This window comes from Telluria sp. PB2R4 (assembly GCF_059685695.1).
Map to the genome: position 1 here is coordinate 52,230 of NZ_JCASIC010000021.1, position 12,288 is coordinate 64,517.

The following is a 12,288-nucleotide window of genomic DNA, read 5'->3' on the forward strand; positions in this document are numbered from 1 at the left end:
CGATCTGGTAAAACGTAACTACCGTCCAGCCGTCGCACAAGAAACGCCCCCGGCTGGCCTACCATTCTCGCGAAAGGCTCGACCTTCTTGCTGCGGCAGATACTTCTCCTGTTACTGCTGACCTTCGCCCTGCTGGCCCAGGCGGCGGCTGCACCGCGCGTGGTCCGTGTCGGCGTCTATGCCAATCCTCCAAAGCTGTATCCCGTTGGAGAAGGACAGGCGGAAGGCATCCTTGTCGATATGCTCCGCGAGGTTGCCAAGGCCGAAGGCTGGGAGTTACGCTTCGTCCGGTGCCAGTGGGCGCAGTGCCTTGCCGCGCTTGGCCAGGGGAGCATCGACGTGCTGCCCGACGTGGCCTGGTCGGAAGAGCGGAGCCGGCGGCTCGACTTTCATCAGGTCCCCGCCCTGCACAGCTGGTCGCAGGTGTTCCGGCGGGCGGACGTCGCCTTGAGCGCCATGACCGACATCGGCGGCAAGCGCGTCGCCATCCTGTCCGACTCGATCCAACAACGTTACTTCATTGATTTCGCGACCGAATTCGGGGTCAATCCGCAGGTGGTGCCGGTCACATCGATCGCCGAAGGTTTCGACTTCGTGGCGGCCGGCAAGGCCGATGCGGTCGTCGCCAGCCATTTCGCGGGCGCCTTTCACGCGACCGGACGCAGTATCGTGGCGACACCCATCATGTTCCAGCCATCCCGTCTCTACTACGCAGTGGGAAAGGGCCGGAATGGAGAGCTGCTGGCGGCGTTCGACCGCCGGCTCGGCGCCTGGCAGGCGAACCCCGACTCGGTGTACTTCGCCATCCTCCAACGCTGGCAGTCGCGCGGCGTGCTGGCGCAGGTTCCCGCCTACCTGCGGTGGGCAGCGGGCCTCGTGCTGGTCCTGCTGGGCGTTGCCCTGGGCACGACGGCATGGCTGAGACGCCAGAACCTGAGCAAGGCCGGTGCGCTGCGGCAGACGGAGCAACGGCTGATCACCATCCTGGACAGCGTGGACAGCCTCGTCTACATCAAGGATGCAAGCTACCGCTACACCTATGCCAACCAGGCGCTGCGCAGCTTCCTCGGCCGCGACGACAAGGATATCGTCGGGCGCCGCGACACCGAACTGTTCGCGCCAGCGGTTGCCGCGGAAATCCATCGCCACGACCAGCGTACGATCGTGGGACGCCAGCGGGTGGTCAATGAAGAAACGGTGCCGGATGCCCAGGGTCGGCAGGTAACCGTGCTCACGACCAAGATACCGCTCTTCAACGAGGACGGCAGCGTCCAGGGCTTGTGCGGGATTTCGTTCGACATCTCCGAGCGCAGGGAGGCCGAGGAATCGAACCGCGTGGCGGCGACGGTATTCCAGTCCGCCGAAGGCATGTTCATTGCCGGCCGTGACCGCCGCATCCTGCGCGTGAACGAAGCCTATAGCGCGATGACCGGCCATGGCGCGGACGAGCTGGCCGGCGGCTTGCTGCCGCCGGTCTCGCTGTCGCGCGAAGGCGGCGATGCCGGTGCCGTCATGTGGGAGGCCGCCGAGGCCGAAGGAAAATGGCAAGGCGAGATCTGGACCTCGCGCAAGGATGGCAGCGCGTATCCGGCCCGCCTGACGGTCACGGCGGTGCGCGACAGATCCGCCAGCATCACCCATTACGTCGGCACGCAGGGCGACATCACGGCACAGAAAACGGCGCAGGACGAAATCGTGCGGCTGGCCTATTCCGACCCGCTGACCGGCCTGGCCAACCGCCGCCTGCTGATGGAGCGGCTGCACCACTGCCTGCCGCTGCACCAGCGGGCTGGGCAGATAGCAGCATTGCTCTTCCTCGACCTCGACAATTTCAAGGACCTGAACGACTTGCGCGGACATGGGGCCGGGGACCGCCTGCTGCTGCAGGTGGCGACGCGTATCAGCGCCTGCACCCGGACCGGTGACACGGTCGCGCGCATCGGGGGCGACGAATTCGTCGTCCTGCTCGAAAACGTCGGGCAGGACGAAACCGAAGCCGCCCATCACGCCGCCGTGACCGGCAGGAAGATTCTCGACGCGGTGCGCACACCCTTCGACATCGACGGCATGACGCATCACATCACGTGCAGCCTGGGCGCCGCCCTGAGTACCGGGGGCGCGATCGATACCCTGATGAAGCGCGGCGACATGGCCATGTACCGCGCCAAACGCGAAGGGAAGAATACGCTGTGTTTCTTCCATCCAGACATGGAATCGGAGGTGAGCCGCCGTCTTGCCCTGGAAAGGGAGCTGCGCGAATCGCTCGACAATGCCGGCTTCGCACTCCATTACCAGCCCCAGGTGGACAGCGAAGGCCGGATCAGCGGCGCCGAGGCGCTGCTGCGCTGGACCAATGCCGCAGGCACGCCGGTCGGTCCGGCGGAATTCATTCCGGTCGCCGAGGCGTCGGGACTGATCCTGCCGCTCGGCCGCTGGGCGCTGCGCGCCGCCTGCAGGCAGATGGCTGAATGGCGCCGCCCCCCCGAGATGGCCCGGCTGAGCGTTGCGGTCAACGTCAGCGTCCACCAGTTCCGCCAGCCCGGCTTCGTGCGCGAGGTGCTGGAGATCGTGAACGAGAGCGGCATCGACCCGCGGCTGCTGAAACTCGAACTGACGGAAACCGTCCTGATCGACGACGTCGACGATACGGTCGACAAGATGCTGCGCCTGAAGGCGCACGGCATCGGCTTCGCACTCGACGATTTCGGCACCGGTTATTCGTCGCTCAGCTACCTCAAGCGGTTGCCGCTCGACCAGCTCAAGATCGACCGTTCCTTCGTACGCGACATCCTGGAGAACCCGAACGATGCGTCGATCGCGCGCAGCATCGTCGCGCTGAGCCAGTCACTGGGGCTCGGGATCATCGCCGAGGGTGTCGAAACGCAGGCCCAGCGCGCCTTCCTGGCGAAGATCGGTTGCGGCTGTTGCCAGGGTTACCTGTTCGGACGGCCCATGGAGGCCGCGGCACTGGAAGCGCTGGTCGCCGCGCAGGCGGACGACGCGGAGGGAGCGGCCGTGGCCGGTGGCGCCGCGCAGGAGCACACACCAAGGACGGAATGCGGATGATCCTGGCTCCAGACTACACGGCACTGTTTGCAGCGTCGCCCTATCCCTACCTGCTGATCGCGCCCGACTTCACGATCATCGGCGCCAATCCCGCTTATCTCCGGGCGACCGGCAAGACGGCGCAGGACGTCGTCGGCAGGCACATCTTCGAGGCTTTTCCGGCCAATCCCGACGATCTGGACGCTACCAACCTCGATGAAGTGCGCACCTCGATCGAGCTGGCGGTCGCCACGCGCAAACCCCATACCAGTGCCTTGCTGCGCTATGCCGTACCGCGTGAGACCGCCGACGGCACCGTTTTCGACGAGCGTTACTGGAGCGCGGTCCACACGCCTGTGTTTGGCGAAAACGGCGACGTCGCCTTCGTGTCGCAGAACGCGGTCGACGTTACCGACCTGTACCGGTTCGACAAGTCATCCAACCGGTACTTCTTCCGGCAGCAGTCGAACGCGGTGCCCGACGTCCGGGACATGAACCGCCCGGAAATGCACGAAGCCATGGCGCGCATCCTGAATGCGGAGCGCGGGCAATTGCAGACGCTGTTCAACCAGGCGCCTGGCTTCATTTCCGTGCTGCGCGGTACGGATCACGTATTCGAACTCGCCAACGAAGCCTACTACCAGCTGGTGGGGCACCGCGACATTATCGGCAAGCCGCTGCGCGACGCCTTGCCCGACGTCGTGGGACAGGGATACGAGCCTCCTCGACCGCGTGTTCGAGACCGGGCGCCCGGTCGTCGTACGGGGCCGCAAACTGTCGGTCCAGCGCGAACCGGGCGGCGACATGACCGACCTGTACGTCGACCTGGTGTACCAGCCGATCCTCGGCGAGGACGGCCGGGTGACCGGGATTTTTTCGCAAGGTAACGATGTCACGCCTGCCTACGAAGCGACACGCGAACTGGGCGAAAAGCTGCGGGAGCTGGAGGATGCGCGCGGTCGCCAGGCATTCCAGCTGCAGCTGGCGGATACCTTGCGTTCGCTGTTCGATCCTTCCGACATATTCAGCCGCTCCAGCGCAATTATCGGACGCCATTTCGGCGTGAGCCGGGTGCTGTTCGGCGACTACGATTCGGCAGCGAAGCTGGTGACCTATTACTCGAACTACACCGACGGTACGGTCAGCGAGATGTCCGGGCCATTTCCCTCGGATGCCTTCGGCGCCGCAAATTTCGCCTCGATCGAGGACGGCAGCCTCTGGGTGTCCGAGAACATGCTGGTCGATCCGCGGACCTGTGGACCGGACATCTGGCCCACGTTCGAGCGGCTGGCGATCCATGCCGCGGTTGCCATTCCGCTAAAAAGGAACGGCCAGACGACCGCTTGCCTGTTCATCACCGACAAGATGCCACGGCACTGGACATCCGACGACCTGGACCTTCTCCAGGATGCGGCCGAACGCATCTGGAACGCCGTCGAGCGCGTGCGCACCGAGGCGGCCCTGCAGCTGGCGGACCGGCGCAAGGACCAGTTCCTTGCCATGCTGGCCCATGAGCTGCGCAATCCCCTGGCGCCGATCAGCTCGGCGGCGGAACTGCTCAAGCTGGGCGAGCTCGTCCCATCGAAAATCCAGCGCGCTGGCGAGATCATTACCCGTCAGGTCGCACACATGACCGGCTTGATCGATGACTTGCTCGACGTTTCGCGCGTCAGTACCGGATTGGTCAGCCTGGAACGCAGGGAGGTGGATATCCAGCAGGTGCTGTCGGATGCTGCCGAGCAAGTCCGCCCTCTCGTGGAAAAGCGCAAGCACAGCCTGAATCTGCAAATGCCTCCCGGCCAGGCCCGGGTCATTGGCGATCACAAACGGCTGGTGCAGGTGTTCGCGAACCTGGTCAACAACGCCGCGAAGTACACCCCGGAAGGCGGGAGCATTTCGGTAAAGCTGGAGACGGGGGCCGAGCGGCTCGGGGTGTGCGTCATCGACAACGGCATCGGCATCTCGGCAGATCTCCTGCCAAATGTGTTCGAATTGTTCGCCCAGGGTGAACGGACACCCGACCGCTCGCAAGGCGGCCTGGGATTGGGACTCGCCCTCGTGAAAAGCCTGGTCGAACTGCATAGCGGGAGTGTCCTCGCCCACAGCGACGGCGCCAACAAGGGTAGCGAGTTCACGGTACGGCTGCCACTGCTTAAACTGGACGCGGCAGGCCACGGCGCGCCTGGTGATGCTTCTGTGCCGGCCGGCAGCGGCCCCAGGCTCCGGCTGATGGTTGTGGATGACAATATCGACGCCGCGAACATGCTGGCCATGTTTTTACAGGCAAAGGGCCACGACGTGTTAGTCGAACACGATCCCCTGCTCGCACTTCAGCGCGCGCGCCACGAGACATTCGATGGCTATTTACTGGATATCGGTTTGCCCCGGATGGACGGGAACGAACTTGCCCGGCAGTTGAGACGGGTTCCAGGTGCGGAACGGGCCACGATGGTCGCGATCACGGGTTACGGTAACCAGTTTGACCGCGCAAGCGCGTTGAATGCAGGCTTCGACGACTATTTGGTCAAGCCTGCCGAGCCCAGGGCAATCCTGTCGATCCTGGAGAACGTCCAGGTGATAGGGCGCAGCGGCTGATCGCGCGCCTTCATCGGGTACGTCTGCCGGCTCGCTCGACATTTTCATGCAGGATGGATATTCTCAAGGTTCCGGCAACCCCGTCGCACCGCGGCCCTCCTGATGCCCCACAGCCAGCCCGCCCATACGCCCATCACACGCCTGACCGCAAAGAAGCGCCCGGCAGTCCGGTACGCGATTCGCGTGCTGCTGCTGTTCTGCGTGCTGCTGATCGCGGCGCAGGCCTGGAGCGCCTGGACCTCGCGCCAGAGCCGACTCGCCGAAAACGCGGCAGCAACCTCGAACATGGCCAATGCGCTGGCGGCCCAGGCCGAGAGCACGGTCCGGATCGTCGATACGGTGCTGGCCGGCGTGGTCGAGCGGGTCGAGCATGACGGCATGGCGCCGGCCTCGACGGACCGCCTGCGCACGCACATGCGCAACATGGCCTTGCAGGTAAAGGAGCTGCACGGCTTGTTCGTCTATGGCGCGGACGGGAACTGGCTGGTCTCCTCGCTCGCCACTCCGATCGCCGGCAACAACGCCGACCGCGAGTATTTCCAGCACCATCTGCACAGCCGCAGCCGCGATGTCCACGTCGGCAAGCCGGTCCGCAGCCGCTCGACCGGCGTCTGGGTCCTGCCGGTGTCGCGCCGGCTCGAGCACCCGGACGGCAGCTTTGCCGGCGTGGCGCTGGGCACGATCCGCGTCGCATTCTTTGCCGAGCTCTACGAGAGTTTCGACGTCGGCAAGGAAGGCGTCGTGTTCCTCGCACACGAAGACGGCACCCTGATCTACCGCCGCCCCTTCAAGGAATCACTGATCGGCACCAGCATCGCGAACGGACCTGTGTTCCAGACCTACCGCGCGCTGGGTCCGAACGGGACGGCCATGCTGCGCTCCAGGATCGACGGCGTGGTGCGCCTGTACAGCTACCGCCACATGAACAGGCTGCCGCTGATCGTCGCCACCGCGCAGTCCAAGCGGGAAATCCTGGCCGAATGGCAGCAGTCGACCCTGCTGCTGTCCGGCGCCACGCTGCTGGTGGTGCTGCTGCTGGCCGGGGTCGGGGCGCGCCTGGTCAGGCAGATCATGATTCGCGACCAGCTCGAGACCGAACTGCGCAACGCGAAAGAACACCTGCAGGAACGCAACCAGGCGTTGACGCTGCTCGCCACCCGGGATGGGCTGACCGGCATTGCCAACCGCCGCCATTTCGAAGAGACGCTGCGCCTCGAACTCAAGCGCTCGCGGCGTACCGGAGCGCCGCTCTCGCTGCTGCTGCTTGACGTCGATTTCTTCAAGAAGTACAACGACCGCTATGGCCACGTGGCCGGCGACGATTGCCTGCGCCAGGTGGCAAGCGCCCTGCACGCGGGCCTGGCGCGCCCGAGCGACCTGGCGGCGCGCTATGGCGGCGAAGAATTCGCCATCCTCCTGCCCGCCACCGGCCAGGTGGGCGCCCGCTACGTGGCCGAGCGCCTGCGCTTGACGATCATGGACCTGGCCATTGCGCATACCGACAATCCGCTCGGTATCGCCACCATCAGCGCGGGCGCCTGCACCTTCCACGGCACGCCTGCTGCGGACATCGATCCGGAAGCGTTCGTCAGGCAGGTCGACGCCCTGCTCTACCGCGCCAAGGCCCAGGGACGCAACCGCGTCGTCAGCGAGCTCGACAATCCGAACGGGGCGCCGGCGCCGCCGCTCGCCATATAAGGACTCGGCGTAAAAAAACCGCCTGCGCTGCAGGCGGTTTCGTGGTCAACCCCGATTAATAGCGGTTCGGGTTGTTCGGGCGGTTGTCGTGGCGGTTCGGGACGCCGTCGCCATCGCGGTCACGGTCGACAGCGTTGCGGACACCGTCGCCGTCACGGTCGCGGCGCGCCATGCGGTGGTCGGCGCGGACCCAGCCGCCGCGGTCCATGTACCAGCCGTTACGGTCCTGGCGCCACACCGGCTGCTGGTAGACGTAGCCGGCGCGCACCCGCTCGTAGTGACCGCGCTGCCACACATAGCGGCGGCCGTTCCAGTTCCAGTGGCCCGGCACCCACTCCTGGCCACGGCGGGCGGCGGGGATCGCCTCGCGACGCAGCGGTGGCGGCGCCTCGCGCACCACGATGACTTCAGTGCGGCCCTGGGCCTGCGCCTGGACCGGCGCGAAGGCTGCGGTAGAGATCAGGACGGCTGCGGTAGCGGCAAGAATGCTTTTCATGGTGATTCTCCTTCTCGGTTGTGTTGAAACCACTATAGCCAAGCTCGACCGCGCACAGGAGAAATGAAAGAAGTTCTTACAATAGAAACATGCCGCCACGAATATGTAACTGAGGCATAGATAAAAAAACAGCCGGCGGGTGCCGGCTGTTTTGCTGGGAAGAAAAACCCGATCAGTCGAGCTTCCATGCGTAGTCGACCTTGGTCCAGGTCGCTGCTGGTGCGCCGTCCTTGGTGCCCGGCTTGAACTTGCACGAGGACAGGCCCTTCAGGGCTGCCTTGTCGAGGTTCTTGAAACCGCTCGACTTGTCCAGCTTCGACTCGGTCACGGTGCCGTCGGCGCTGACATGGAACGATGCCGAGGTGGTGCCCTGCTCTTCGTTCATCAGCGACGCTTTCGGGTATTCGACCGAGCACTTTTTCGGATCGAACGATGCCGGCACTTCGGCAGCGAAGCTTGCGCCGGCGGCGGTTGCGAGGGTCATTGCAGCGATCAGTTTCACGGTCAGGTTTTTCATGGTTTCCCCAATAAAGTTTTGTTTAAGGTTGGCAGTCTCACTGCAGCCGGTCTTGGGGCCGGCACTTTTCTCTCTTAGAATTCTTCCCACTCGTCGCTGGCGACGGTGGCGGCCTTCTTCGGTTTGGCGGCCGGTGCTGCATCCTGCGCGGCCGCGGCCGAAGCCGATGCTGCGGGTTTCTTTACTGCCGGCTTTTTCAAGGCCGGTGCCGGACGCTTGACTGCGGCCGGACGCACCACCACGGCGGTGCTGGTGGCGGCTGCAACCGGGGTCGCGGCCTGGACCTGCTCGTCTTCGCTCAGCTTGAAGATGCTGACGACGCGGGACAGTTCGCCTGCCTGGTCCTGCAGGCTCTGCGCGGCGGCAGCGGCCTCTTCCACCAGGGCGGCGTTCTGCTGGGTCATGCTGTCCATCTCGATGATCGACAGGTTGACTTGTTCGATACCGGCGCTCTGCTCGGCACTGGCGTTGGCGATCTCGCTCATGATGTCGGTCACGCGCTTCACGCTCGTCACCACTTCGTCCATCGTCACGCCGGCCTGGCCGACCAGCTTGCTGCCGCGCTCGACCTTCTCGACCGAATCGCCGATCAGGGTCTTGATCTCTTTTGCCGCCGCAGCCGAACGCTGGGCCAGGTTGCGCACTTCCGATGCCACGACCGCGAAGCCGCGACCCTGTTCGCCGGCACGTGCCGCTTCCACCGCGGCGTTCAGCGCCAGGATGTTGGTCTGGAAGGCGATGCCGTCGATCACGCCGATGATGTCCGAGATCTTGCTGGCCGAGCTGTTGATCTCGCCCATCGTGCCAACCACCTGCGACACCACTTCGCCACCCTTGCGGGCCACGTCCGACGCGGTTGCGGCGAGGGCGTTGGCCTGGCGGGCGTTGTCGGCGTTCTGCTTGACGGTCGAAGTCAGTTCTTCCATCGCCGAGGCGGTCTTTTCCAGCGAGCTGGCCTGCAGTTCGGTACGCGAGGACAGGTCGATGTTGCCGGCTGCGATTTCACGCGAGGCGGTGCCGATGGTTTCGGTGCCGCGGCGTACCTGCTCGACGATGCCGACCAGGCTGTTGCGCATTTCTTTCATTTCGACCAGCAGGCTGCCGCGGTCCGATTCTTCGGTCTCGATCGCCACGGCCAGGTCGCCGTGGGCGATGCTGGCGGCGATTTTCGCGGTGTAGGCCGGCTCGCCGCCCAGCTGCTTGCGCAGGCTGCGCGAGATCACCCAGGCTGCGGCCACGCCCATGGCGACGGCGGCGACCAGCATGATGATCATGAAGTTACGGGCATTCTCGAATTCCGACTGCGCGTCGGTCTTGCTCTGGGCATTCTGCTTTTCTTCCAGGAGGGCCAGCTGGTCCAGCGCCTCGGTCCACTTCTTCTGCACCGGACGCACTTCGCGGATCATCACGCGGGTGGCGTCCATCGCATTATTGGCCAGGTACAGCTCCGATGCCTTGGCGATGGCCGGCATGGCGAGGCTTTCGGATTCCTTGATCTGGGCCAGCAGTGCCTTTTCCTTGTCGGTGGCGTGCGCTGCGAACAGCGACGACAGCTTTTTCTGGGCTTCGTCGTACTTGCGGGTCTGTTCCTTGAACTTGACCATTTCCGGTTCCATGTCGGCCGGATCGGTCATCAGGGTCAGGACGCGCAGCGAGGCAAGGCGTTCGTTGACGTTGTTGCGCATGTCGACCACCAGGCCGCTCGAGACGTTGCTCACGCTCACGACCTTGTCGAGGCGGTCCTGGATCTGCGCCATGCGCATGATGCCGACTGCGGTCACGACGATCAGCAGTACCAGCACCAGTGCGAAGCCGAGTGCCAGGCGGGTGCCGACCTTCAAGTTATTCAAAAAAGACATTCCTGTTCATCCCTGTATCTATTGATCGAATTCGCCCGGATTCTTGCGCCGCGCGACGCGTGTCACAAGCTGTTCATGAGCTTATGCATAATTCCTACAGGATAAATCAAAAGTTCCGCCTGGAAACTCGGAAATCGAAGCAAGCATCCGAACTGTTTCAGCTCAACAACAGATTTGATGTTCATCAAGATACGTGGGAGCGGAAGAAATTATGCGTCCATACTTTCCGTCCGGCAAGCTTTAGCTAAGTTGCCTATACATTTCTGACAAGAAAATGTCTCAATTTGCCGACAGGCAACGAAAAAGGCGTACCGAAGTACGCCTTTTGGAGGGGAATGTAGTGCCGATCAGGCAGCAAGCGGCATGCGCGCTGCAGCTTCCAGCAGCAGGGCCGGGTCCGCGCCCGCCAGCTTCTTCGGATCGGACAGCATCTGTCGGAAGGCGCGCGCCCCCGGCAGCCCGGTCATGATGCCCAGCATGTGGCGGGTGATGCTGTTCAGCTTGAGGCCATGCTGGCCGTACAGGCGCAGCTGTTCGGCGATGTAGGGGACCATGGCTTCCAGCACCTGCACCCGGGTCTTCATCGGCGCAGTGCTGTCCTCGTAGAACAACCGGTCCCAGGTCGCCATGACCCAGGGATTGTGATACGCCTCGCGGCCCAGCATGACGCCGTCCACATGTTGCAGGTGCTGGGCGATCTCTTCGTCCGTCTTGATGCCGCCGTTGATGAGGATTTCGAGGTCCGGGAATTCGCGCTTGAGCTGGTAGGCCACTTCATAGCGCAGCGGCGGGATCTCGCGGTTTTCCTTGGGCGACAGGCCCTTCAGCACCGCGTTGCGGGCATGAACGATGAAGGTGCGGCAGCCGGCGTCGGCGACGGTGCCAATAAAATCGCGCACGAAGCCGTATTCCTCGTTGTGGTCGATGCCGATGCGGTGCTTGACGGTGACGTCGATCGACACCGCGTCGCGCATCGCCTTGACGCAATCGGCCACCAGCTGCGGCTCGCCCATCAGGCAGGCGCCGAAGGCGCCCTTCTGCACCCGCTCGGACGGGCAGCCGCAGTTCAGGTTGATCTCGTCGTAGCCCCACTGCTCGCCCAGCTTTGCGCTCTTGGCCAGGTCGCCCGGATCGCTGCCGCCCAGCTGCAGCGCCACCGGGTGCTCGGCCTCGTCGTAGCGCAGGTGGCGCTCGACGTCGCCGTAGACCAGCGCGCCGGTGGTCACCATTTCCGTGTACAGCCAGGTATGGCGGGTGATGTGGCGGTGGAAGACGCGGCAGTGGCGGTCGGTCCAGTCCATCATGGGTGCTACGCTTAATTTTCGCTTTCCGTACTTCATTGAATCCCTAGTTTTCCCTCTGTGAAGGAACAAAGTCAGTTCCCGCAACATCCCACAAAATACCTCTCTCTCCTCCCCTCACTGCTACGGATTTGCTACAGATGGCATCGGTTCTGAAGATCGGAGACGCCTGGCGCGCCCAGGTGCGACGCAAAGGACACAAATCTATTTCGGAAACATTTCCGACGAAGGCCCAAGCGGTTGCATGGGCACGGAAGATCGAGGCTGAGATGGATGCCCGCAAGTTCAACGACACTCGCGGATTGGCGAATCATACCCTAAAAGACCTTATTGCTTGGTACGTTGAGGAAATCGGTGGAGCGCATCCATTGGGGAAAAACAAGGCAGCTGTACTCAAAATGTGGCAGCGCGACCACGGACATGTGAGCTTAGCCGACATCACCTCTGACTACTTAACCAAGTTCGTGCGCGACCGCCGTAGGGCCGGCGCGTCGGGCGTCACTATCAGTATAGATCTCACGTACTTAAGCGGCGTATTAAAGTCTGCGCGAGACTTGCGGAAGCTGCCTGTGAGTTTGGATCCTGTCCAAAACGCTCGATCCAATATGGCACACTTAAGAATCTCAACGAAGAGTAACGAACGTGCACGACGACCTACGTTGAGATAGCCCCCTGATCCACCAGACACAGTCGATGCGGTATCCTTACGGATAGGAATACGACTGTGAATATGACTAGGAATAATCAAACCATCGAAGTAGTGACGGTGTCGGAGGA

The 12,288-nt window shown here is 63.4% G+C and carries 8 protein-coding genes; 4 read left to right on the forward strand and 4 right to left on the reverse strand.

Annotation, left to right across the window (positions count from 1 at the left end; genetic code table 11):
* The first annotated feature begins 159 nt into the window (after window positions 1-159).
* The 4 genes from AC56LU_RS23605 to AC56LU_RS23620 all read left to right on the forward strand — a co-directional run bounded on the left by AC56LU_RS23605 (window position 160) and on the right by AC56LU_RS23620 (window position 7,338).
* Window positions 160-3,066 (forward strand): EAL domain-containing protein, encoded by a 2,907-nt coding sequence (locus AC56LU_RS23605; RefSeq protein ID WP_497178046.1) that lies wholly within the window; start codon window positions 160-162, stop codon window positions 3,064-3,066.
* The gene (locus AC56LU_RS23610; RefSeq protein WP_497178038.1) at window positions 3,063-3,932 is read left to right on the forward strand and encodes a PAS domain-containing protein; all 870 of its coding nucleotides are present in this window, start codon (window positions 3,063-3,065) and stop codon (window positions 3,930-3,932) included. Before AC56LU_RS23605 ends, AC56LU_RS23610 begins: the two co-directional genes overlap by 4 nt.
* The gene (locus tag AC56LU_RS23615; protein ID WP_497178039.1) at window positions 3,850-5,640 is read left to right on the forward strand and encodes a hybrid sensor histidine kinase/response regulator; all 1,791 of its coding nucleotides are present in this window, start codon (window positions 3,850-3,852) and stop codon (window positions 5,638-5,640) included. The genes AC56LU_RS23610 and AC56LU_RS23615 overlap by 83 nt, the downstream gene beginning before the upstream one ends.
* A 102-nt stretch (window positions 5,641-5,742) precedes the next feature.
* The gene (locus tag AC56LU_RS23620; RefSeq protein ID WP_497178040.1) at window positions 5,743-7,338 is read left to right on the forward strand and encodes a sensor domain-containing diguanylate cyclase; all 1,596 of its coding nucleotides are present in this window, start codon (window positions 5,743-5,745) and stop codon (window positions 7,336-7,338) included.
* Between the two features lie 55 nt (window positions 7,339-7,393).
* Here AC56LU_RS23620 and AC56LU_RS23625 read toward each other — a convergent pair whose 3' ends face one another.
* The 4 genes from AC56LU_RS23625 to dusA form a co-directional block, all read right to left on the reverse strand.
* Window positions 7,394-7,834 (reverse strand): thrombospondin type 3 repeat-containing protein, encoded by a 441-nt coding sequence (locus AC56LU_RS23625; RefSeq protein WP_497178041.1) that lies wholly within the window; start codon window positions 7,832-7,834, stop codon window positions 7,394-7,396.
* A gap of 172 nt (window positions 7,835-8,006) precedes the next feature.
* A complete protein-coding gene (locus AC56LU_RS23630) occupies window positions 8,007-8,351 on the reverse strand; it encodes an energy transducer TonB (RefSeq protein ID WP_497178042.1) in 345 nt (114 codons plus the stop codon).
* A 74-nt stretch (window positions 8,352-8,425) separates the two neighbouring features.
* On the reverse strand, window positions 8,426-10,210 hold the full coding sequence (locus tag AC56LU_RS23635; protein ID WP_497178043.1) for a methyl-accepting chemotaxis protein: 1,785 nt from the start codon (window positions 10,208-10,210) through the stop codon (window positions 8,426-8,428).
* A gap of 347 nt (window positions 10,211-10,557) precedes the next feature.
* Window positions 10,558-11,550 carry a tRNA dihydrouridine(20/20a) synthase DusA gene (dusA, locus tag AC56LU_RS23640; protein WP_497178044.1) on the reverse strand — a complete coding sequence of 331 codons (993 nt, stop codon included), beginning with the start codon at window positions 11,548-11,550 and terminating at the stop codon, window positions 10,558-10,560.
* Window positions 11,551-12,288: the final 738 nt, after the last annotated feature.